This is a genomic window from Streptomyces sp. 4N124 (genome assembly GCF_052245395.1).
Taxonomy (GTDB): Bacteria; Actinomycetota; Actinomycetes; order Streptomycetales; family Streptomycetaceae; genus Streptomyces.
The window spans coordinates 154,200-175,699 of sequence record NZ_JBQQBS010000004.1 but is presented as its reverse complement, the minus strand read 5'-3'; the positions used below and the strand labels follow the sequence as shown (position 1 = coordinate 175,699).

The following is a 21,500-nucleotide window of genomic DNA, read 5'->3' as shown; positions in this document are numbered from 1 at the left end:
GGGTGCGGGTGGGTCCTTCAAATCCGTCGGGACGGGACGTCCTGAGACGGTCGATCAAGGGGCAGCGGCGCGATGTCTCGCTCGGCGCGCTCCTCGGCTCGGGACACCAGGCGGGCGAGGCGCTGGTGCCGGTCCTCATCGGTGTGGTCATCGACCGCGCCGTCACGGACTCCGACACCGGCGCCCTGCTGCGGTGGCTCGCCGTCCTCGCCGTGGTCTACACGGGACTCGCGCTCAGCTACCGCTACGGCGCCTGGTCCGGCGACCGGGCCGCCGCGCAGGCCGAACACAACCTGCGCATCACCCTCGTAGGACGCGTCCTTCATCCACGCGGCGGGGCGGAGGCGGGCCGGCTGCCCGGCGCGCTCGCCAATGTCGCCACCGAGGACGCCAAGCGGGTCGGCGCCGTCAACATGGCGCTGATGGCGGGGATTTCGGCCCTGGCCGGCATCCTTGCCTGCGCCGTCGTCCTGCTGCGGGCGTCGGTGACGCTCGGTCTGGTCGTACTGCTCGGCACGCCGGTGCTGCTGTGGCTCGGCCACCTGCTCAGCAAGCCGCTGGAGTCCCGCAGCGAGGCCGAGCAGGAACGGGCCGCGCACGCCTCGGCCGTCGCCGCCGACCTGGTGGCCGGCCTCAGGATCCTCAAGGGCATCGGCGGCGAGTCGACCGCCATCGCCCGCTACCGCACCACCAGCCGCGACTCCCTCCAGGCCACGTTGAAGGCGGCCCGCGCGCAGGCGTTCCAGAGCGGCATGGTGCTGACCCTGACGGGCTGTCTGATCGCCGCCGTCGCCCTCGTCGGCGGCCGGCTCGCGGCCCACGGCGACATCAGTCTGGGCCAGTTGGTGTCGGCGGTCGGGCTCGCGCTCTTCCTGCTCGGCCCGTTGGAGGTGCTCGCGTGGGTCAACGCCGAGCTCGCCCAGGGCCGCGCCTCCGCCTCCCGGATCGCGGAGGTGCTCGCCGCCCCGCACACCGTCGACGCCGGTGAGGGAACCCTCCCCCAGCCGGTGCGCGGCGCGGTCCGGCTCAGCGGCGTCAGCCTCGGTGGGCTGCGCGACGTCGACCTGGACGTCGCGCCCGGCGAGCTGCTCGGCGTGGTCACGACCGACCCCGCCCAGGCCACGGACCTGATGCGCGCCCTGGCCCGGCAGACCGACCCGGACTCGGGCACGGTCGAGCTGGACGGCGTACCCCTGCGGGACCTGGACCCGGCTCAGTTGCGTACGGCGATGCTGGTGGCCGAGCACGACGCCGACCTCTTCGAGGGCACCGTCCACGACAACGTCACGGCGTCCGCCCCGGACGGTGCCGATCCGGAGCCGGCGATGGCGGCGGCCGGAGTGGCGCAGGTCGCCCAGTCCCTGCCCGACGGCGAGCACACGGCGGTCAGCGAACGCGGCCGCTCCCTGTCCGGCGGGCAGCGCCAACGGGTCGCCCTGGCCCGCGCCTTGGCCGCCGACCGGCCTGTCCTGGTCGTCCACGATCCGACCACCGCGGTGGACGCGGTCACCGAGGCGGGCATCGCCACCGGAATCCGGGAGATCCGCAAGGGCCGTACGACGATCCTGGTGACCACCAGCCCCGGGCTCCTGTCGGTCACCGACCGGGTCGTGCTGCTGGAGGACGGACGGGTCTCCGACACGGCGCCGCACGCCGATCTGATACGCCGTCATGAGTCCTACCGAGCGGCGGTGCTGGCATGACCGACCCGACCCTCACCCGCGAACTGCTGCCCACGGCGACACCCGTCCGCACCCGGGCCGCGGTCCGTGAACTCGTCCGTCCGCACCGCCGCCTGATGCTCACCGCTTTCGCCGTGATGATCGCGGCGACTGGCGTGGGACTGCTCATCCAGCCGTTGCTGGGCCGCATCGTGGACGTGGTCGCCGAGCACCGCCCGGCCGACGACCTCACCCTCCCCGTCGTCCTGCTGGTGCTGGTCGCCGTCGTGCAGGGCGGCGCCACCGCGCTCGGTCTGTCGCTGGTCTCCCGGCTCGGCGAGACGGTACTGGCGCAGTTGCGCGAGCGGTTCGTCGAGCGGGCCCTGCGACTGCCCCTGGAACAGGTGGAGAAGGCAGGCTCCGGAGACCTCAACGCCCGGGTCACCCGGGACGTGTCGGTGGTCGGCGAGGCGGTGCGCAACGCGCTGCCCGAACTGGCCCGCTCTCTGCTGGCCATCGTGCTGACGCTGGCCGCGATGGCGGCGCTGGACTGGCGGTTCCTGCTCGCGGCCCTGCTCGCCGTGCCCATCCAGGCCGGGACCGCACGCTGGTACGTACGCCATGCCGTCCCCCTGTACGCCGAGCAGCGCATCGCCATGGGGTCCCAGCAACAGCAGCTCCTGGACACCATCGCGGGCGCCCGAACCGTACGGGCGTTCCGGATGGAGGAGCAGCACACCGCGCACGTGACCAAACGCTCCTCGGCCGCGGTCGCGCTGACCATGCGCGGAGTGCGGCTGGTGCTGGACTTCTACAACCGGCTGCACATCGCCGAGTACACCGGTCTCGCCGCCGTCCTCGTCACCGGCTTCCTGCTGGTGCGCGGCGACTCCGTCTCCATCGGCACCGCCACGGCCGCAGCGCTCTACTTCCACAGTCTGTTCACCCCCATCAACTCGGCCCTCGTCCTGCTGGACGACGCCCAGTCGGCGACGGCGGCGCTCGCCCGGCTGGTCGGGGTCGCGGACGGGCCGGCGGCCGAGGCATCAGCCATAGCACCGAGTCCGTACGACCGTCCCGGGTCCGGTGCGGTGACGGTGACGGGCGTCCATCACGCGTACGAGCCAGGCCGCCCCGTCCTGCACGACGTGCACCTCACCCTCGCGGCAGGCGAACGCGTCGCCCTCGTCGGCGCGAGCGGCGCGGGCAAGACGACGCTGGCCAAGCTGATCGCGGGCGTGCACCGGCCGACCGCCGGTTCGGTACGGCTGAACGCTCCCACCGACGGCCTGCCCGTGGCCCTGGTGACCCAGGAGACGCATGTCTTCGCCGGGCCGCTCGCCGACGATCTGCGCCTGGCACGCGCCGACGCCACGGATCAGGAACTGCGCGCGGCACTCGCGGAGGTGGACGCGCTGGACTGGGCCGAGGCGCTGCCGGAGGGTCTGGCCACCGTCGTCGGTGAGGGCGGACACCGCCTCACCGCCGCCCAGGTGCAGCAACTGGCCCTGGCCCGGCTGGTCCTGGCCGATCCGCCGGTGGCCGTGCTCGACGAGGCCACGGCCGAGGCGGGCAGCACCGGCGCCCGCCTGCTGGAGAAGGCGGCGGACCGGGCGATCGAGCACCGCACCGCGCTCGTCGTCGCCCACCGCCTCACCCAGGCCGCCGACGCGGACCGGATCGTCGTCATGGTCGGCGGCCGGATCGTGCAGAGCGGAACCCACGACGAACTGTGCGCCACCGCCGGCCCCTACGCCTCGCTGTGGCAGGCGTGGTCCGGCACCCGCGCACCCGTCGACGAGCCCCCCACGCCCCGTCCCAGCACCGACACAACCAAGAAGGACCACTGATGCTCGGCTCTCTCAGAGGCACCCGGCTCGCCGCGGCACTCGCCTCCGCGCTGCTCCTCTTCGTCACCGTCACGGCCTGCGGATCCGACGACGGCTCCGACACGGCGGGCTCGGAAGCCACCGAGTCATCGAGCACCGCCTTCCCGGTGACCATCCCGCACAAGTACGGCAGTACGACCATCAAGTCCGAGCCGAAGCGGATCGTCACGGTCGGTCTCACCGACCAGGACGCGGTGCTCGCGCTGGGCAAGGTGCCCGTCGGCACCACCGAGTGGCTCGGCGGCTACAAGGGCGCGATCGGCCCCTGGGCCACCGACAAGCTGGGCAGCGCGGCGGCCCCGACCGTCCTCAAGGACACCGGCACCGGCCCGCAGACGGAGAAGATCGCCGCGCTCAGGCCGGATCTGATCCTCGCCGTCTACGGCGGTCTGACCAAGGCGCAGTACGACACCCTGTCGAAGTTCGCCCCGGTGGTCGCCCAGCCCAAGGAGTACAACGACTTCGGCGTGCCGTGGCAGAACCAGACGGAGATCATCGGCAAGGCGCTCGGCCAGGAGACCAAGGCCAAGGACCTCGTCGCGGGCGTCGAGGCCGACTTCAAGAAGGCGACCGACGAACACCCGGAGTTCGCCAAGTCCAGCTCCGTGATGGCGACGCCGTACGAGGGCATCTTCGTCTTCGGCAGCCAGGACCCGCGCTCGCGTCTGCTCACGGACCTCGGATTCACCCTGCCCAAGGACCTGGACAAGGTCATCGGTGACGAGTTCGGTGCCAACATCAGCAAGGAGCGCACCGACCTGCTGGACACTGACGCCGTCGTCTGGATCGTCTCCGACACCGCCAAGGACAAGACCGAGCTGCGCAAGAACTCGCTGTACGCCGATCTGACGGTGGCGAAGGAGGACCGCGAGGTCTTCGTCAAGGAGAGCAGCGACTACGGCAACTCGGTCTCCTTCGTGTCGGTGCTGAGCCTGCCCTACATGCTCGAGCGTCTGGTGCCGCAGCTCGCCGCGGCGGTCGACGGCGAGACCTCGACGAAGGTGACCGAGCCGACGTCCTGACCTCGGCCCGGACATGTGCGGAGGCCGGTCGCAGTCGACCGGCCTCCGTCTCAGTGCCCGTGCCCTTCTGCTTCTTCGTGCGCGGGCTCTTCCGCGGTCGTCTGTCCTGCGCGGACCGTGAAGGCCGCGGTGTGGACGGTGCCCGCGTGCTTGAAGTCGAGGAACAGCCGGTAGGTCCCGCTGCTCGGTGCCGTGGCCGAGAAGGAGATGTCGGGGCCCGGCTTCGTCGTGCTGTTGGGGTGCACGTGAAGGTAGGCGAGGTCGCCGGAGCGCAGGGCGACCAGATGGCCGTAGGCACCCAGGTAGGGCTGGAGGTCGGTGACCGGCCTGCCGTTGCGGGACACCGTCAGCTTCAGCTCGCTTTCGGCGCCCGGGCGCAGGCCGCCGGAGAGCTCGACCTCGTAGCCGTTGATCCTCGCGGTGTCGCTGGGCGCGGGCAGCTGCTTCGGCTCGTAGGGGCCCGCTGCCGCCAGGTCCGCGCCGAGGGTGAGGTTCTTTGCGCCCTTCTGCGCCGGGGTGAAGTCGGCGAAGACGCGGTAGCCGCCCGCGCGGGGCAGTTCGACGGGGATGCTCCAGGTGCCGTCGGCGGCGCGGGTGGGGTGCAGATGGCGGTAGGTGATCAGGTCGCGTGAGGCCACGATGAGGTGCAGTTCCTTTTCGTGCTCGCGCCGGTAGGCGGTGACGGCGTCGCCGCCGGCGTCCCGGATCGTGAACCGCAGCTCGCTCCGCTCCCCCGCGGTGACGCGCGGGGTCTTCAGGTCGAGTGCGTAGCCGCCCTCGGAGATCTGCAGTCCGCCGGCCGGTGCCGCTTCATGCCCGCCGTGGTCGTCCCCTCCCTCCGCTGCCGCTTCGGTGTGCGTGTCGTGCCGTGCGGGCGGGCGGTCCTCTACGACCGGGGCGACGCCCTGGCCCACGCCGTAGGCGGTGCCGAAGGTGGCGGCCAGCGCGGCGGCGAATGCGGTGAGCTTCAGTGCGGTGCGCATGGTGTTCTCCGATCTCCGGATCTCTATGCGACCGACCATACCCCCAGGGGGTATGAAGTCAAGTCTTCGACACGCTTGCTCTTGATACCCCTCAGGGGTATACATGACCACGAAAGAAGGATACCCCGGTCCCGTATGCAGTCCAGGAGCGATGATGGCCAGTAACCAGGTCGAACTCGTCATCGGCGGCATGACCTGCGCCTCGTGCGCGGCACGCGTCGAGAAGAAGCTCAACCGCATGGACGGGGTCACGGCCACCGTCAACTACGCCACCGAGAAGGCCAAGGTCAGCTACGCCGGTGAGGTCTCCGTCCCGGATCTGATAGCCACGGTCGAGGCGACGGGGTACACCGCGCAGGAGCCCGCGCGGGCCGACCCCGAGCCCGAGCAGGCCGACCATGAGCTCCGGTCCCTCCGGCAGCGGCTGCTCACCTCGGTCGCGCTCGCCGTCCCCGTGATCGCGATGGCCATGATTCCCGCCCTGCAGTTCGAGAACTGGCAGTGGCTCTCCCTGACACTGGCGGCGCCCGTCGTGACGTACGCCGGATGGCCCTTCCACCAGGCGGCGCTGACCAATGCGCGCCACGGTGCGGCCACCATGGACACGCTGATCTCGGTCGGTACGTCGGCGGCGTTCCTGTGGTCGCTGTGGGCGCTGTTCTTCGGGACCGCGGGCACACCGGGGATGACGCATCCCTTCGAGCTGACCATCGCCCGTGGTGACGGCGCCGGGAACATCTACCTGGAGGCCGCGGCCGGCGTCACCATGTTCATCCTGGCCGGGCGCTACTTCGAGGCCCGCTCCAAGCGCAAGGCGGGAGCCGCGCTCAGGGCGCTGCTGGAGCTGGGTGCGAAGGACGTCACCGTGCTGGGCCGGGATGGCCGCGAACAGACCGTCCCCGTCGCCGAGTTGAAGGTCGGCGACCGCTTCCTGGTGCGTCCCGGCGAGAAGATCGCCACTGACGGGACGGTCGTCGAGGGCTCTTCCGCCGTCGACGCCTCCATGCTCACCGGTGAGTCCGTGCCGGTCGAGGTGGGCCAGGGCGATCCGGTCACCGGCGCCACGGTCAACGCGGGCGGGCGGCTGGTCGTCGAGGCCGTGCGGGTCGGCGCGGACACCCAGCTCGCCCGGATGGCCAGGCTGGTGGAGGACGCGCAGAACGGGAAGGCCGCCGCGCAGCGGCTCGCGGACCGGATCTCCGCAGTGTTCGTGCCGGTCGTGATCGCGCTCGCCCTGGGCACCCTCGGCTTCTGGCTGGGCAATGGCGCCGGGCTGACGGCCGCGTTCACCGCCGCTGTCGCGGTCCTGATCATCGCCTGCCCGTGCGCCCTGGGTCTCGCCACCCCGACCGCGCTGCTGGTCGGCACGGGGCGCGGCGCCCAGCTCGGGATCCTGATCAAGGGTCCTGAGGTGCTGGAGTCCACACGCAAGGTCGACACGGTCCTGCTCGACAAGACGGGCACGGTCACCACCGGCCGGATGACGCTGCTCGCCGTGCACGCGGCCGAAGGGGCCGACGAGTCCGAAGTGCTGCGGCTGGCAGGCGCGTTGGAGCACGCCTCGGAGCACCCGATCGCCCGCGCCGTGGCCGACGGGGCGCTGGAGAAGCTGGGCGCGCTGCCCACGCCCGAGGACTTCGCGAACGTACCCGGCCTGGGTGTGCAGGGCGTCGTCGACGGTCACGCCGTTCTCGTCGGGCGTGAACGGCTGCTCGCCGACTGGGCGCTGGAGCTGCCCGAGGAGCTGAAGCGGGCCAAGTCCGAGGCCGAGGCGGCCGGGCGCACCGCGATCGCCGTCGCCTGGGACGGGGAGGCGCGGGCGGTCCTCGAAGTCGCCGACGCGGTCAAGGAGACCAGCCCGGAGGCGATCGAGCGGCTGCGCGCCCTCGGTCTGACCCCGATCCTGCTGACCGGCGACAACCGGACCGTGGCCGAGTCCGTCGCACGCCAGGTAGGCATCGCTCCCGAGGACGTCTTCGCCGAGGTGCTGCCGCAGGACAAGGCCGCCGTCGTCAAGCGCCTTCAGGACGAGGGCCGTTCCGTCGCCATGGTCGGTGACGGCGTCAACGACGCGGCCGCGCTCGCCCAGGCCGACCTGGGGCTGGCGATGGGCACCGGCACCGATGCGGCGATCGAGGCGAGCGACCTGACGCTCGTACGAGGCGATCTGCGGGCCGCTGCCGACGCCGTGCGGCTGGCCCGACGGACCCTGGGCACCATCCGGTCCAACCTGTTCTGGGCCTTCGCCTACAACCTGGCCGCCCTGCCGCTCGCCGCGGCCGGACTGCTCAATCCGATGATCGCCGGCGGGACCATGGCGTTGTCGTCGGTGTTCGTCGTCGCCAACTCCCTGCGCCTGCGGGCCTTCCGCCCCCTCGGATGACGCCCAGCGTTCACAGCCCCCTCACACCCAGGTCGTCGTAGGCTCCCCGGGGCCGCATTAGCGTCTTCGGGTCGCCCCCCCCGAACCGAACAAGAGTGAGGTTTCGATGTCCTCAAGGCATGTCCTCGCCGGCCTGGCCCTGGTGCCGGCGCTCGCCTTCCCGGCGGCCGCTCACGCGACGACGGCGCACACCTCCGGGGGGCCGCACCACAAGCCGTCCTTCGACCTCCAGGCCCATCGCGGTGGCATCGGCATGACGACCGAGTCGTCCCTGGAAGGCTTCGGCAAGGCCCTGCGCCTCGGTGTGTCCACGCTGGAGCTGGACACCCAGATCACCAAGGACAAGAAGGTCGTCGTCACCCACGACCGGCAGGTCAGCGCCCAGAAGTGCAAGGACACCGCGCCGCTCACGCCGGGCGACCCGATGTACCCGTACGTCGGCAAGTACATCAAGGACCTGACGCTGGCCCAGATCAGGACCATGGACTGCGGCTACCAGCAGCTGCCCGGCTTCCCCGAGCAGGAGCAGATCAAGGGCCAGAAGATGGTCGAGCTCCGGGACGTCCTGAACCTGGTCAAGCGCTACAAGGCCCGGCAGGTCACCCTGAACGTCGAGACGAAGGTCGAGGCGGGCGCCCCCGAACAGACCGCGCCGCGCGAGCTGTTCGTGCGCCGGGTCTACGAGGAGATCCACCGCTCCGGCATCGAGCGCCAGGTCACCATCCAGTCCTTCGACTGGGGCGCCCTCAAGGCGATGCATAAGCTCGCGCCGAGGTGGCCGCTGGTGGCCCTGACCAACTACGACTTCCTCCAGGTCGGCAAGGACGGCGCCTCCCCCTGGCTCGGCGGGATCGACGCCGACGACTACGACGGCGACTTCGTGAAGGCCGCCGACAGCATCGCCGGAGTCACCACCCTCTCCCCCAACTACGGCTTCCCGCAGAGCGGCAAGGTCGGCGACCCGGGCTTCCGCTTCTACGCCGACCAGGCCATGGTCGACGCGGCGCACGCCCGGGGCCTGAAGGTCGTCCCGTGGACCTGCGACGACCCGGCGACCGTGGAAGCGCTGATGGACTTCGGCATCGACGGCATCATCACCAACTACCCCGACCGGGTACGGGAGATCATGGCCGAGCGCGGGATGCGGCTGCCCAAGGCGTACGGGCCCCGCTGATCGTCACGGCGGCGGGACCGGGGTGTGTTCCCGGTCCCGCATCACGGGAGTCGCGGCTGTCGCCCGTTCCCTCGTCAGGGCTCCCGTGATCCTGCGGGCCAGGAGCGGATCGACCGGGAGGACATGGGAGGCGAACCAGCGGGCGGCCGACGGGTCGGGGGACGGTTCGACGAACTCCGCGCCCGCGTAGTCGTCGAGCGGTGGGTCGTAGACGTAGCCGCAGACCATGCCGTGGCGCACCAGGCGTTCCACGAGGGCGTCGCGCTCATGGACCAGGAACGGGACGCGGAACAGGGGTGGAGGTCCGTCGTGTGCCGCGCTGTCGCGCACCGCCCGGGACGCCCAGGCGGTTCCCGACAGCAGCGAGACACCGGCCCTGCGCCGGGTGAGGTCGTCGTCGAGCCGGGCCAGCCGCAGCACCAACTGCCCCCGGACGAAGGCCCCGTGCCGGTCCCGGAAGCCGTGCAGGTCGACGCGGACCCAGGGCTCGTACGCGGCCAGGCTCGGCGCCTGGCGTGCGCAGCCGGTCAGCCGCGGCGCATGCAGGGCCATACGGAACTTCTCGCGCTCCAGCAGTCCGAGACGCCGCATCGCCCGCCACACCGGACGCACCAGATGCAGGGCACGGACGGAGGAACGCGCGAGCGGTCGCAACGTGACGGCCAGGTCGGCGCGCAGGCGGCCCGGCACCAGGAGGTCGTCGCGCAGCAGCTCCAGCTCCCGACGGGTGCGCGCGTCCTCGACGGCGAGGAATCCTCCGGCCGTCGCCGCGACATGCTTGGACAGGCTGAACGCGGACGCCTGACCGAAGGTGCCGATCCGCTGCCCGTCCACATGCGTGCCGATCGCGTGCGCCGCGTCCTCGATCAGCGGGATCCCCAACTGCCCGCAGCGCCGCCGCAGTTCGACGACCCGGTCCGGCATGCCGTACAGATTGGTGGTCAGGACGGCGTCGATGTTCCGCCAGGTCGACTCCGGTACGGCGGCCGGGTCGATGTTGCCGTCCCACACGGAGACGGGAGCCTGCACCGGGCGCAGTCCGGCCGCCAGGACGACGAAGAGGATCACGTCGTCGTTCACCGGTGACATCAGCACCCGTCCACCCGGGCGGCACCAGCGCCGCAGTGCCAGAAAGAGGGCCAGCCGTGCCGAGGGCGTGTAGACGCATGCGCGTCCGAGTCGCCGTGTCATCATCGCGGCGAGCCGCGATCCGTACGGCATCGTCACCTGCCTCCGTCGAGGAAAGGGTGTGCTCAGCGGGTGCGGGGTGCCGGTTTCCCGAGGCCCGCCCGGCCCGACGTCCGGAGCGTGCCGACCGACTTCAGTAACCGGTCGGCGGGCTCGCGCAGCCCGGGATGGGCGAGGACGGTGTTCCGCAGGCCGCGCACCGGTCTGCGCCACAGCCGGTGTGCCGCCGCCACCGGATGGGGCCGGGTGGCGAATCCTTCGCCCACGCGCAGCTCACGGGTCTTCAGCCAGTCCTTGTACTCCTTGTCGCCCCGCCCGAAATCCATGACCCGCACGCCGTTCCGGCCCGCGGCGTGCGCCATGCGCAGGTGCATCATCAAGCCGGGCGAGTAGTAGCGGAGTTCAGGGTCGTACGTGGTGAACCAGGCGGCGAACACGGTGCGCGATCTCGGCCCGAAGTGCGCGGCCACCGGCCGGTCGCCGGCGTACAGCACGGACAGCACCCCGGTGAAGTGCTCCTCGCGCACCTCGAAGAAGTGGTCCACCAGGTCCACGATCCACGGCCGGGCGAACCGGTCCATCCGTCCCGTCCTCCGGTATTGGGCGGACTTCCACTCCATGAGGCGGTGCAGCATCCGGGGGTCGCGCTCGTCGAAGACGAAGCGCACCTCGCCGACGTCGCGCCCCAGCCGGCGTTCCTTCTTCAGCGTCGTCTTCGCCATCCCGGGGTACGTGGCGCGCAGCCACTCCGCGTAGGTGCCGTCGCCGGGCTTCAGATCGACCACGGGTGAGGCGAACGTCCCGGTGACGAACCTGCCGAACGGCTTCTGCTCGTCGACGAGATGGTCGAACTCGAAGACGGACAGCCCGCAGGCCCGCAGCAGTTCCTGCATGTCCCAGCCGACCCCGGGCCGGTGCACCAGGGCCTGGCAGTCGGAGAGACCGAGGCCGATGGCGCGGCCGACGCCGAAGGCGTTGCGCTCGTACGGGAAGAACCCGACCGGTGCCCTGCCCTCGTGCAGGATGGCCACCTGCGCCCGGCCGCGGTGGGTGCCGATCCCGGCCGCGAACTCCGGCGCCAGGAACGGGTTGGCGTAGTCGGGCGACTCGTCCATCGCCTCGTGCCAGGCCCGGCGCAGCGAGGTGCTCAGCTCTTCGGGTCGGTGAATGGTGATGCCCTGGTGCTTCTTCGTGGATCGCACGGGCGATCCCTCCCCCCAGCTCCCCCTGACGCGGTCTCCGCGCCCTGCCCCCCTCGAACTGCTCGGCAGGGATCAAACGTCGCGAAACACCACGCACGCTGTCAAGCGTGCCCACTGCAAAGGAACGGTACGTACCGGATACCTGTCGACCCGCCTCCGTTGATCGAATGTGCGTGCCGTTACCATCTGAGCGCTACCTAGCTCGAAAGAGATGGATCCTGTGACTGTCAACGAGGACTCGTTCACCAACTGGAAGAACCGCGAGGAGATCGCGGAGTCGATGATCCCGATCATCGGGAAGCTGCACCGCGAGCGGGACGTGACCGTCCTGCTGCACAGCCGCTCCCTGGTGAACAAGTCGGTGGTGAGCATCCTCAAGACACACCGCTTCGCCCGGCAGATCGCCGGCGAGGAACTGTCGGTCACGGACACCCTCCCGTTCCTGCACGCCATCACCGCGCTCGATCTCGGCCCCTCGCAGATCGACCTCGGCATGCTGGCGGAGACGTACCGGGCCGACGACCGGGGACTGTCGGTGGCCGAGTTCACCGCCGAGGCCGTCGCCGGCGCGACGGGCGCCAACAAGATCGAACGCCGTGAGCCGCGTGACGTCGTCCTCTACGGCTTCGGCCGCATCGGCCGTCTCGTCGCCCGGCTGCTGATCGAGAAGGCCGGCTCCGGCAACGGTCTGCGGCTGCGTGCCGTGGTCGTACGTCAGGGCGGCGAGCAGGACATCGTCAAGCGCGCCTCGCTGCTGCGCCGTGACTCCATCCACGGCCAGTTCCAGGGCACGATCACCGTCGACGAGGCGAACAGCACGATCATCGCCAACGGCAACGAGATCAAGGTGATCTACGCGAGCGACCCGTCCGAGGTCGACTACACGGCGTACGGCATCAAGGACGCCATCCTCATCGACAACACCGGCAAGTGGCGCGACCGCGAGGGCCTGTCCCAGCATCTGCGTCCCGGCATCGACAAGGTCGTGCTGACCGCGCCGGGCAAGGGCGACGTCCCCAACATCGTGCACGGCGTCAATCACGACACGATCAAGCCGGACGAGCAGATCCTGTCCTGCGCCTCCTGCACCACCAACGCGATCGTCCCGCCGCTGAAGGCGATGGCCGACGAGTACGGCGTGCTGCGCGGCCACGTGGAGACCGTCCACTCGTTCACCAACGACCAGAACCTGCTGGACAATTACCACAAGGCCGACCGGCGTGGCCGCTCCGCGCCGCTCAACATGGTGATCACCGAGACGGGTGCCGCCTCCGCCGTCGCCAAGGCACTGCCCGACCTCAAGGCCCCGATCACCGGCAGCTCGATCCGGGTCCCGGTCCCGGACGTCTCGATCGCCATCCTCAGCCTGCGGCTCGGCCGCGAGACCACCCGCGAGGAGGTCCTCGACCACCTCCGCGACGTGTCGCTCACCTCGCCCCTGCGGCGCCAGATCGACTTCACCAGCGCCCCCGACGCCGTCTCCAGCGACTTCATCGGCTCCCGCCACGCCTCGATCGTCGACGCCGGCGCCACGAAGGTCGACGGCGACAACGCGATCCTCTACCTCTGGTACGACAACGAGTTCGGCTACTCCTGCCAGGTCATCCGCGTCGTCCAGCACGTCTCCGGGGTGGAGTACCCGACCTACCCGGCCATGGCGGTCTGACCACCCGTCTTCGTGACAGTGCCGTGTCCGGTTGCGCACGGCACTGTCACCCTGGGTATCTGGCGGGCGCGGCTGCCCGCACGGCAGGATGACCGGGTGAAAGATCAGATAGCCCAGTCGGCCCTGCGCCCGGTCCGCGGAACCGCCCTTTGTGCCGTCGCCGCCCTCGTCCTCGTCGGTGTGGCCTGGACGGCCCGAGCCGTCTGGCAGATCCGGCTCGCGGCGGCGGGACAGCCGTCTTCCGGACCACCGGACCAGGGCGACGGCGTACACCGTCCGCTGACCGGCCTCGAGGACGCCTACCACATCGTCAGTTCCCTGGGAGACGCGGCCACGGTGGTCTGCGCCATCGCCTTCATCAGCTGGCTGTGGCGCGTCCGGGACAACGCCTACGCCTTTTCGGGACAGCGGCCCCGCTACTCCTGGCCGTGGGTCTACCTCGGCTGGATCGTCCCCATCGTGAACCTCTGGATCCCCCGCGGCCTCGTCGCCGACATTCACCGCACCGGCGCCCCGGAGCGGCCGCTGCCGCGGGTCGTGAACTGGTGGTGGGCACTGTGGCTGATCGGGGTGGTCAGCGGAGTGGGGCTGATGTACAAGGACTCCACGGACGAGGTCATCGCGCGTGCCTACTCCGATGTCGGGCTGCTGCTGGCGGCCGACGCGGCCGTGGTGGGTGCGGCCGTGGCCGGTGCGCTGATGGTCCGTGCCCTCACCTCGGCGCAGGAAGACCGCCTGGCTGCCGGAGTCGCCGCGCTCCAGTGAGCCGAGGCTCGAGTCGGCACGGGAGCCGGCCCACAGGTACGCCCGCCGACTGCCCCCTACAGAGGGGGCCGTCGGCGGGCGGCTGCGGTCGCTGCTCTGCCGGCCGATCGGTCAGCTGCTCTGCTGGACGATGTCGACCATCCACGGGATGCCGAAGCGGTCCGTGCACATCCCGAAGATGTCGCCCCACATCTGCTTCTCGAACGGCACGGACACGGTGCCGCCGTCGGACAGCTTCTCCCAGTACCCGCGCAGCTCGGCGTCGTCGTCGCCGCTCAGACTCACAGAGAAGTTGTTGCCCGGGTTGTTCGGCATCCCGGGCGGGGCGTCGGCGCCCATCAGGGTGAAGCCGCCCGAGGTCTCCAGCATGCCGTGCATGATCTTGTCGGCGTTCGGCGCGTCCGACTGCCCGAACTCGCCGTAGGTGTTGAGCTTCAGCGTGCCGCCGAAGACCTCCTTGTAGAACTCCAACGCCTGCCTGGCGTCGCCGTCGAAGCTGAGGTACGGGTTGAGGCGCGAGGCCATGGATCCTCCCGGAAATGTGGCTGAAAGCCGATGCCTAGGACGCTAGCGCGCGGCACTGACAACGGCCCGTCCCGCAGGCCCACATGGGGCAAACACGGGCCGACGTCAGACGAGGTGGGCGAAGACGACGAGGTTCTCCGTGTAGTCCTTGGCGCTGCGGTCGTAGTCCCCGGCGCAGGTGATGAGGCGGACCTGGGCCTGCGGGGTGTCGGCGTACACCCGCTCGTCGGGGAAGCTGTCCTTCTCGAAGGTCTCCACGCTGTCGACCACGAACGTCGCGATGCGCCGGTCGTCTCGCTTCACCCGGAACCGGTCGCCCTTCTCCAGCTCGCCGAGTTCCGCGAACACGGCCGGAGACGTCGCCGTGTCCACATGCCCGGCGATGATCGACGTGCCCGCCTCCCCCGGGGACACCCCCTTGGCGTACCAGCCCACGAGATTGACCTCGTCCGCGGGTGGGGCATCGAGCTGTCCCGAGCGGCCGATGGCGAGGGGGGTGAAGGGCGCGTCGACCGAGATCTTCGGGATGCGCAGACGGATCGGCCTGGAACGGGGCAGGTGCTTTCCGGCTCGGGGCGTCGCGGACGCGGACGAGGGCGGGTACGAGGACGATGTGGCGGCCGGTGCGGCATGGTGCGCGTGTCCGGTGCCGGACGGCTCGTTCTCACCGCCGAGCAGGCTCACTGCCACGACGACGAGGGCAACCCCACTCCAGAAGATCGTCGCGAGTCTGCGGGATGTCAGCGACGTGGGCGCCGTTTCGGCGTCGGTAGGGGAAGGAGGGCTGGCTGCCATAGGACACCACCTCACTCGGGCACGGCAGCGGACTCATCTCGCGGGAAGGACGCGCCGGGCCGCCGCGACGCGAGGGGGACGTGCGGCGGCCTCGGCGGTCATGTCGTCGGCATCGCGCAGTCAGGCCGCGCCCTCGGGGGCCTTCTTGCGCCGCAGCGCGTACATGCCGGTACCGGCCACGCCCAGCATGGCCAGCCCGGCGGCCGTCACGCCCGGCGAGGCGAGCGCGCCGCCGCCGGTGTGCACGCCGCCACGCGGCTTGTGGTGGTCGGACTTCCCGGACTCCTCGTGGTGCTCGCCGCGCCCTGCGTCGTGGTCGTGCTCGTCGTGCCCCGACTCCCGGCCATGATCGTTGTGATCGCCGTGTCCCGACTCGCGGCCGTGATCGCTGTGGTCCGAGCCGTGGTCGTGCTCACCGTCCTTCCGGTGGCCCCAGGAGTCCTCGTCGCTCCGGCCGTGGTCGTCCCGGTAGGTGTCCGGGTCGTGCTTGGGGTCCCTGGTCGTGCCCCAGTCGTCCTGGTTCACCAGGGCCAGCGCTCCGCCACCCGTGTGCATCCCGCCGCGCGGCATGTCGTGCCTGCTGTCCTTGTCGTGCTTCTTGCCGTAGGAAGAGTCTTCGTCGTGGTCCTTCTCCTTGCCGTAGGAGGAGTCGTCGTGGTCCCACTCACCCGTCGAGTCGGCGTAGGCGGGTGCGGCGATCGCGAGCGCGGCCGTGGCCGCGGCTGTCGCGACCAGCATGCGTGCAGAGCGCATCTGTGAATCCTTCCGTCACACCCGGGCAGCCGGCGTTTCGCCAGCTGGGTGACCCGGCCTTGACGTGATCCACCGTCAGCCGAACCGGACCGTCCCACCATTCGGGGCGATCACTCGGGTTACTCCCGCACCCCGGACGGCGGCATCCCGGGCGCGCCTCCGCCCACCGGCCGCCGGGCCCTTACAGCCGGGCTTCGGCCGGGTCCCAGCCCTGGCGGGGCACCGAGGCGAGGAGCCGCCGGGTGTAGGCGTGCTCGGGGGCGCTCAGCACAGTCGGGGTCGGGCCCTGCTCGACCACGACGCCCCGGCGCATCACCACGGTCTCGTCGGTGATGTGGTGCACGACGGCCAGGTCATGGCTGACGAAGACGAGGGCCACGCCCGTGTCCCGTCGGATGTCGCCGAGGAGCTGGAGGATCTGGGCCTGGATCGACACGTCGAGAGCGGCGACCGCTTCGTCGAGGACCAGGATCTGTGGTTCGACGGCGAGTGCCCGGGCGATGGCGAGGCGCTGGCGCTGGCCGCCGGAGAGTTCGTGCGGCTTGGCGTCCGCCTCGCGGGTGCCCAGGCCGACCTGGTCGAGCAGGGCGGCGACATGGGTGTCCGTCGAGGGGTGGCCGTGCAGCCCGAGCGCGATGCGCAGGCACTGGCGGGCCGTGAGCCGCGGGTCGAGTGAGACGTAGGGGTCCTGGAAGACCATCTGGATCTCGCGTGCCCGGGCCAGCCGGTCACGGCGGGTGCGTAGTCCGCGGCCGGGTGTGCGGTCCTTTCCGTTCACCGTGATCGTGCCGGAGTCGGGCCGGGTCAGGCCTACGAGCATCCGGGCGACGGTGCTCTTGCCCGACCCGGACTCCCCCACGATGCCGACGGAGCCGCCGCGGGGAACGGTGAAGGAGACCTGGTCGGCGGCGGTGAGCCGGCCGCCGTCCGGCAGCCGGTAGGTCTTGCGCACGGCGTCGACGACGAGCAGGGGCGTGGAGATTTCCTTCACCGTGTACTCCCGGTGGCCTGCGCGGCCGGATCGAGCTGGTCGGACGGGGCAGGGACGTCGAGGTCCGGCAGGTCGGGCAGACGGCGGCACGCTGCCACGCCGCCGCCCGGGACCGGGAGCGGCTCCGGCTGCCAGGTGTCGCAGGCCGGTTCGGCGTGTGCGCACCGGGGGGCGAAGGGGCAGCCGGGGAACGTGTCCGCGAGCGAGGGCGGCCGGCCGGGGATCGGGGCCAGGAGTCGGATCGTCTCGCCCAGCTCGGGTGAGCACGCCAGCAGCCCGCGGGTGTAGGGGTGGCTGGCGTCGGAGAAGAGGCGGTGCGCGTCCTGCTCCTCGGCGACGCGGCCCGCGTACATGACGTACACGCGGTCGCAGTAGGCGGCGGCCAGGTGCAGGTCGTGGGTGATGAACAGCAGCCCCAGGTCGCGCTGCTCGCGCAGGGTGCGCAGCAGGGCGAGGATGTCGGCCTGCGTGGTGACGTCGAGCGCGCTGGTGGCCTCGTCGGCCAGCAGCAGCGCGGGCTCGGTGGCGAGGGCGCCGGCTATGACGACGCGTTGCAGCATGCCGCCGGACAGTTCGTGGGGATGTTGCCGGATGTGTCGTTCGGGGTCCGGCAGGCCCACGGCGTCGAGGAGTTCGACGGCTCTGCTGCGGGCGGCGCGCGCGTCCGTGGTTCCGGTGCGGGCGAGCCGTTCGGTCAGGAAGTCCCCGATGCGGCGTACGGGGTTCAGTGCGGAGCGCGGGTCCTGGTGGACCATGGCGACCGTGCGGGAGCGATGCTCGCGAAGCCGTGCGCCGGTCAGGGACAGGGCGTCGGTGCCGTCGACGAGGACGCGGCCCTCTGCCCGCGCTTCGTCGGGGAGGATGTTCAGCACGGCCTTGGCGGTGGTGGACTTGCCGGAGCCGGACTCGCCGACGAGGCCGACGACCTCTCCGCTGCGGACCTGCAGGGACACATCCGCGAGCAGGGGCCGGGCGGCGCCGGGCAGCAGCACGGTCAGGTTCTCGATGTCGAGCAGCATGGCGGGCTACCTCCTGGCGCCGAGCCGGTCGGCGGCCCAGACGCCGACCACGTTGAAGGCCACCACGACGGCGGCGATGGCGGTGCCCGGCACGAGCGCGGGGAGCAGGGCACCCTGGACGATCGCGGCCTGCCCCTCCTGCACCATGAGCCCCCAGTCGGAGCTGGGCGGCTGGGCGCCGAAGCCGAGGTAGCTGAGGGTGGCGAGGCTCATCAGGGACTCGCCGAACAGCACCACCAGATAGCCGGCGATCGAGCGGGCGAGGTTGGGCACGAGGTGGGCCACGCAGATCCGGGCGCCGCTCATGCCCTGGACGCGGTAGGCGTCGATGTAGGACTTGGACCGTTCGGCCAGGGCGACGCTGCGGGTGTACTTCGCGATCGTCGGGGCGAAGGCCAGCCCGAGCCCGATCACGGACGTCGTCATGCCGGTGCCGAACACGGCGATGATCAGCACGACGAACAGCAGGCCCGGGAACGCGTACATGACGTCGGTGATCCGGGAGACCAGCGTGTCCACCCAGCCGCCCCGCCAGGCCGCGACCGTGCCGAGGGTGACGCCAAGGACGGCGGCCAGCAGGAGCAGCAGCAGCGGCGCGATCAGGCTCGTACGGGCTCCGTAGAGGACGCGGGAGAGCAGGTCCTGGCCGGAGGCGTCGGTGCCGAGGGGGTGGGCGCCGGTCGTGCCGACCAGCGACGACGACAGGTCTACGGCGTCCGGTGCGTACGGCGCGAGCAGGGGGGCGAGGACGGCGGCGAGTACGACCAGCCCGAGGAAGGCGCTGGAGACGACCACGCCGAGGGGGCGGCGCGGGCGCTTCCGCAGAGGGAGAAGGACGCCGGCGGGGACGGCGGTCATGCGGGGCTCCTCATGCTCTTGAGGCGCGGGTCGAGCAGGGGGTGCGCGAGGTCCACGACGGTGGTGACGACGATGTACGAGGTGACCATCAGCAGCAGCACCGCCTGGGCGACCGGGAAGTCGTGGCTGTTGATGGCGCCGACCAGCAGGGAGCCGATGCCGCTGATCCCGAAGACGGTCTCGATGGCGACGGTGCCGGCGAGCATGCCCGCGGTGACCAGGCCGCACATCGTGACGATCGGGCCCAGCGCGTTGCGCAGGACATGCCTGCGGATGATCTCCCGTTCGGGCAGCCCTGCCGCCCGGGCCACCGCCACATGCTCGGCGGTGCCCGCGTCCACCATGGCCTGGCGGGTGACCCGGCTGATGACGGCGAGCGCGCCGAGGGCCATGGCCACGGCGGGCAGAGTCAGGTGGTGCAGGGTTCCGGCGAAGCCCTCGCCGCCGCCCGTCACCGGGAACCAGCCGAGTTCGACGCCGAACAGGGCGACCAGGGCGATGCCGCCGACGAAGGACGGCACGGACGCGGCGAGGGTGGTGCCGCCGACCACGGCCGAGTCGACCCAGGTGCCGCGCCGGACGGCGGCGAGGATGCCGGCGCCGACGCCCAGGACGACGAACAGGACGGTGGCGTAGCCGACGAGGGCGAGCGTGGTGGGAAAGCGCGCTCCGAGCAGGTCGGTGACCTGGTCGCTGTACTGGAAGGAGCGGCCGAGGTCGAGGTGCGCACAGTCCCAGAGCCAGCGGCCGTACTGGACGACCAGGGGCTCGTCGAGGTGGTACTGCTCCCGGACCGTGGCGAGCCGCTCCGGGGTGAGCTTGTCGCGTCCGCCGGCCAGGAAGACGGCGGGGTCGCCGGGGGCCGCGTACACGGCGGCGAAGATCACGAAGGATGCCGCCAGCAGGGTGGCCACCAGTCCCGCGATCCGCCGTCCAAAGGCGCCGATCATGGTTGTCAGCCCTTCTTCGCGCCGAGCTGCGCGGCCCACGGCGAGTAGAGGTACGCCATGGAGGCCGGCGGGCCCGTCAGCTCGTCGTTCAGGACGAGGACGGCCGGCATCTGAGCGACGGGGATCCACACCGCGGCCTCGCTGAACAGCCGCTGGGCGTCGATGACGAGCGCGGCGCGCTTGCTGTCGTCGATCGTGCGCAACGCCTCTTCGATCTTGCCGTCGAAGTCTGCGCTGCTGAATCCGACCCAGTTGTTGGAGCTGTCGGAGACGCCGTTGTCGTAGAAGCCGGCCGGATCGCTCTTGGAGATGTACCAGTCGGCCACCAGGACGTCGATGTCCGCGCGGGCCTCCTTGTCGCCGTAGAACTCTCCGTACGTGGCGGAGGGGACCGTCTTGATCTGGGCCTTGAGGCCGATCTGGGTCAGGGCGGCGCGTACGGCGTTGGCGATGACGAGGCGGCCCTGGGTGCTGTCGGTGCCGATCACGATGGGGGTGTCGGGCGCGGACTTGGCGTTCTTGACGAGGTCCTTCGCCTCGGCCAGGTCCTCCGCGTCGGGCTTGACGGGGGCTCCGGTGAGCTGCTTCTGGGCGGCCTGGAAGGCGGCCTTCTCGTAGCCCCAGGCCCCGGAGCCGACGGCGGTGGCCCACGGTTCGACGAGTCCGCCGTAGCCGGACTTGGCGATGCCCTCACGGTCGAGGGCCAGGGAGAGGGCCTTGCGGACGTCGGGGTCGGCCAGCCCGCCGCGTTCGGTGGGGATGAGGGCGAGGGCGGCGGTGCTGGGTCCGTAGTGCTGGTCGAGGCCGGACTTGCCGCGCAGGGCTGCGGCCGAGGAGACGGTGTCGAGGTAGGCGCCGTCGGCGGCGCCGGTGCTCAGCGCGTTGACCATCGCGCTGTCCGCGGCCCAGCGGAAGACGACCTGCTTGGTCAGCGGCTGCTCGCCCCAGTAGTCGTCGGAGCGGGTGAGGGTGATCGAGTCGCCGGACTTCCAGGCAGTCAGCTCGTACGGTCCCGAGCAGGCGTCGCCCTGACCGGGGGTGCCGAAGTCGTCGCCCGCCTTCTCGACCTGCTCGCGGTCGAAGACGAGCCCGGCGTCGCCCGCGAGCGCCTTGGTGAACAGGGCGTCGGGCTGCTTGAACGCGACGGTGATCTCATGGTCGCCGGTCTTGGTCATCCGGCTCACGTTCGCGAACTCGTCGGACTGCTCCATCTCCGGCTCGGCGTGGCGCCGCAGGCTGTAGAGGACGTCGTCGGCGGTCATCGCGGAGCCGTCGTGGAAGGTGACGTCGTCGCGCAGGGTCAGGACGAGGGTCTTGGCGTCCGGCCTGGTCTCCTTGGCCACGAGGGAGGGGCGCACGGACATGTCCGGCTGGAGCTGGTAGAGACGTTCGCAGACGTTGCTCAGGACGGTGCGGCCGGCGCTGCCGCCCTGGGTGTCGAGGTCGAGGGACTCGGGCTCGTCCTCGAGCAGCCAGTTCACCGAGTCGACGGCGCCGTTGGCCGCCGCGGTGGTCGGGGTGAGCTTCAGCTTCGAGACGTCGACGTTGGCGGTGCCCTCGGCGGACCCGGTGTCGGCGCCGCTGCACGCGGCGGTCAGGGTCATCGCTCCGGCGAGGCCGACGGCGGCGAGACAGGTCGAGAGTTTCATGGCGGGGCTCCTGGGCGGGGCTGGGCG

The 21,500-nt window shown here is 71.1% G+C and carries 18 protein-coding genes; 7 read left to right on the top strand and 11 right to left on the bottom strand.

The window, feature by feature from the left end; translation table 11 throughout:
- The first annotated feature begins 8 nt into the window (after positions 1 to 8).
- The 3 genes from ACTWQO_RS05965 to ACTWQO_RS05955 are packed head-to-tail and all read left to right on the top strand — an operon-like array spanning position 9 to position 4,572.
- Positions 9 to 1,703 (top strand): ABC transporter ATP-binding protein, encoded by a 1,695-nt coding sequence (locus ACTWQO_RS05965; protein ID WP_443236153.1) that lies wholly within the window; start codon positions 9 to 11, stop codon positions 1,701 to 1,703.
- Positions 1,700 to 3,511, top strand: a complete 1,812-nt coding sequence (locus ACTWQO_RS05960; RefSeq protein WP_443236152.1) for an ABC transporter ATP-binding protein — start codon at positions 1,700 to 1,702, stop codon at positions 3,509 to 3,511. The genes ACTWQO_RS05965 and ACTWQO_RS05960 overlap by 4 nt, the downstream gene beginning before the upstream one ends.
- Positions 3,511 to 4,572 carry an iron-siderophore ABC transporter substrate-binding protein gene (locus tag ACTWQO_RS05955; RefSeq protein ID WP_443236151.1) on the top strand — a complete coding sequence of 354 codons (1,062 nt, stop codon included), beginning with the start codon at positions 3,511 to 3,513 and terminating at the stop codon, positions 4,570 to 4,572. Before ACTWQO_RS05960 ends, ACTWQO_RS05955 begins: the two co-directional genes overlap by 1 nt.
- Before the next feature lie 50 nt (positions 4,573 to 4,622).
- Here the strand turns inward: ACTWQO_RS05955 and ACTWQO_RS05950 are convergent, their stop codons facing one another.
- A complete protein-coding gene (locus tag ACTWQO_RS05950; RefSeq protein ID WP_443236150.1) occupies positions 4,623 to 5,555 on the bottom strand; it encodes a hypothetical protein in 933 nt (310 codons plus the stop codon).
- Positions 5,556 to 5,709: 154 nt separating this feature from the next.
- Between ACTWQO_RS05950 and ACTWQO_RS05945 the strand changes: the two genes are divergently transcribed.
- Together ACTWQO_RS05945 and ACTWQO_RS05940 are read left to right on the top strand one after the other, a co-directional pair.
- Complete coding sequence (locus tag ACTWQO_RS05945; RefSeq protein ID WP_443236149.1) at positions 5,710 to 7,938, top strand: heavy metal translocating P-type ATPase; 2,229 nt, start codon at positions 5,710 to 5,712, stop codon at positions 7,936 to 7,938.
- A gap of 106 nt (positions 7,939 to 8,044) precedes the next feature.
- Entirely contained in the window at positions 8,045 to 9,112 is a 1,068-nt protein-coding gene (locus ACTWQO_RS05940) for a glycerophosphodiester phosphodiesterase family protein (RefSeq protein WP_443236148.1), read from the top strand.
- 3 nt (positions 9,113 to 9,115) lie between these two features.
- Here ACTWQO_RS05940 and ACTWQO_RS05935 read toward each other — a convergent pair whose 3' ends face one another.
- Positions 9,116 to 10,333 carry a DegT/DnrJ/EryC1/StrS family aminotransferase gene (locus ACTWQO_RS05935; RefSeq protein ID WP_443236147.1) on the bottom strand — a complete coding sequence of 406 codons (1,218 nt, stop codon included), beginning with the start codon at positions 10,331 to 10,333 and terminating at the stop codon, positions 9,116 to 9,118.
- Between the two features lie 32 nt (positions 10,334 to 10,365).
- Positions 10,366 to 11,502 (bottom strand): GNAT family N-acetyltransferase, encoded by a 1,137-nt coding sequence (locus ACTWQO_RS05930; protein WP_443236146.1) that lies wholly within the window; start codon positions 11,500 to 11,502, stop codon positions 10,366 to 10,368.
- Between the two features lie 220 nt (positions 11,503 to 11,722).
- Between ACTWQO_RS05930 and ACTWQO_RS05925 the strand changes: the two genes are divergently transcribed.
- Both ACTWQO_RS05925 and ACTWQO_RS05920 read left to right on the top strand, forming a co-directional pair.
- Positions 11,723 to 13,168: a glyceraldehyde-3-phosphate dehydrogenase gene (locus tag ACTWQO_RS05925; protein ID WP_443236235.1), complete on the top strand. Its 1,446-nt coding sequence runs from the start codon at positions 11,723 to 11,725 to the stop codon at positions 13,166 to 13,168.
- 96 nt (positions 13,169 to 13,264) lie between these two features.
- The gene (locus ACTWQO_RS05920; protein WP_443236145.1) at positions 13,265 to 13,933 is read left to right on the top strand and encodes a DUF4328 domain-containing protein; all 669 of its coding nucleotides are present in this window, start codon (positions 13,265 to 13,267) and stop codon (positions 13,931 to 13,933) included.
- A gap of 111 nt (positions 13,934 to 14,044) precedes the next feature.
- Here the strand turns inward: ACTWQO_RS05920 and ACTWQO_RS05915 are convergent, their stop codons facing one another.
- The 8 genes from ACTWQO_RS05915 to ACTWQO_RS05880 all read right to left on the bottom strand — a co-directional run bounded on the left by ACTWQO_RS05915 (position 14,045) and on the right by ACTWQO_RS05880 (position 21,473).
- The gene (locus tag ACTWQO_RS05915) at positions 14,045 to 14,458 is read right to left on the bottom strand and encodes a VOC family protein (protein WP_443236144.1); all 414 of its coding nucleotides are present in this window, start codon (positions 14,456 to 14,458) and stop codon (positions 14,045 to 14,047) included.
- 105 nt (positions 14,459 to 14,563) lie between these two features.
- Complete coding sequence (locus tag ACTWQO_RS05910) at positions 14,564 to 15,253, bottom strand: class F sortase (RefSeq protein WP_443236143.1); 690 nt, start codon at positions 15,251 to 15,253, stop codon at positions 14,564 to 14,566.
- Positions 15,254 to 15,373: 120 nt separating this feature from the next.
- Positions 15,374 to 16,006, bottom strand: a complete 633-nt coding sequence (locus tag ACTWQO_RS05905) for a hypothetical protein (RefSeq protein ID WP_443236142.1) — start codon at positions 16,004 to 16,006, stop codon at positions 15,374 to 15,376.
- 181 nt (positions 16,007 to 16,187) lie between these two features.
- Positions 16,188 to 16,988, bottom strand: coding sequence for an ABC transporter ATP-binding protein (locus ACTWQO_RS05900; protein ID WP_443236234.1), 801 nt, complete (start codon positions 16,986 to 16,988; stop codon positions 16,188 to 16,190).
- Between the two features lie 5 nt (positions 16,989 to 16,993).
- Positions 16,994 to 18,016: an ABC transporter ATP-binding protein gene (locus ACTWQO_RS05895; protein WP_443236141.1), complete on the bottom strand. Its 1,023-nt coding sequence runs from the start codon at positions 18,014 to 18,016 to the stop codon at positions 16,994 to 16,996.
- A 6-nt stretch (positions 18,017 to 18,022) separates the two neighbouring features.
- Positions 18,023 to 18,874, bottom strand: a complete 852-nt coding sequence (locus ACTWQO_RS05890) for an ABC transporter permease (RefSeq protein WP_443236140.1) — start codon at positions 18,872 to 18,874, stop codon at positions 18,023 to 18,025.
- Positions 18,871 to 19,824: an ABC transporter permease gene (locus ACTWQO_RS05885; RefSeq protein WP_443236139.1), complete on the bottom strand. Its 954-nt coding sequence runs from the start codon at positions 19,822 to 19,824 to the stop codon at positions 18,871 to 18,873. The genes ACTWQO_RS05890 and ACTWQO_RS05885 overlap by 4 nt, the downstream gene beginning before the upstream one ends.
- A gap of 5 nt (positions 19,825 to 19,829) precedes the next feature.
- Positions 19,830 to 21,473: an ABC transporter substrate-binding protein gene (locus ACTWQO_RS05880; RefSeq protein ID WP_443236138.1), complete on the bottom strand. Its 1,644-nt coding sequence runs from the start codon at positions 21,471 to 21,473 to the stop codon at positions 19,830 to 19,832.
- Between the last annotated feature and the right edge of the window lie 27 nt (positions 21,474 to 21,500).

Coding starts and splice junctions, on each gene's coding strand:
- ACTWQO_RS05960 (WP_443236152.1), top strand. CDS start 1,700: ATGACCGACCCGACCCTCACCCGCGAACTGCTGCCCACGGCGACACCC.
- ACTWQO_RS05955 (WP_443236151.1), top strand. CDS start 3,511: ATGCTCGGCTCTCTCAGAGGCACCCGGCTCGCCGCGGCACTCGCCTCC.
- ACTWQO_RS05950 (WP_443236150.1), bottom strand. CDS start 5,555: ATGCGCACCGCACTGAAGCTCACCGCATTCGCCGCCGCGCTGGCCGCC.
- ACTWQO_RS05945 (WP_443236149.1), top strand. CDS start 5,710: ATGGCCAGTAACCAGGTCGAACTCGTCATCGGCGGCATGACCTGCGCC.
- ACTWQO_RS05940 (WP_443236148.1), top strand. CDS start 8,045: ATGTCCTCAAGGCATGTCCTCGCCGGCCTGGCCCTGGTGCCGGCGCTC.
- ACTWQO_RS05935 (WP_443236147.1), bottom strand. CDS start 10,333: ATGCCGTACGGATCGCGGCTCGCCGCGATGATGACACGGCGACTCGGA.
- ACTWQO_RS05915 (WP_443236144.1), bottom strand. CDS start 14,458: ATGGCCTCGCGCCTCAACCCGTACCTCAGCTTCGACGGCGACGCCAGG.
- ACTWQO_RS05910 (WP_443236143.1), bottom strand. CDS start 15,253: ATGGCAGCCAGCCCTCCTTCCCCTACCGACGCCGAAACGGCGCCCACG.
- ACTWQO_RS05905 (WP_443236142.1), bottom strand. CDS start 16,006: ATGCGCTCTGCACGCATGCTGGTCGCGACAGCCGCGGCCACGGCCGCG.
- ACTWQO_RS05895 (WP_443236141.1), bottom strand. CDS start 18,016: ATGCTGCTCGACATCGAGAACCTGACCGTGCTGCTGCCCGGCGCCGCC.
- ACTWQO_RS05890 (WP_443236140.1), bottom strand. CDS start 18,874: ATGACCGCCGTCCCCGCCGGCGTCCTTCTCCCTCTGCGGAAGCGCCCG.
- ACTWQO_RS05885 (WP_443236139.1), bottom strand. CDS start 19,824: ATGATCGGCGCCTTTGGACGGCGGATCGCGGGACTGGTGGCCACCCTG.
- ACTWQO_RS05880 (WP_443236138.1), bottom strand. CDS start 21,473: ATGAAACTCTCGACCTGTCTCGCCGCCGTCGGCCTCGCCGGAGCGATG.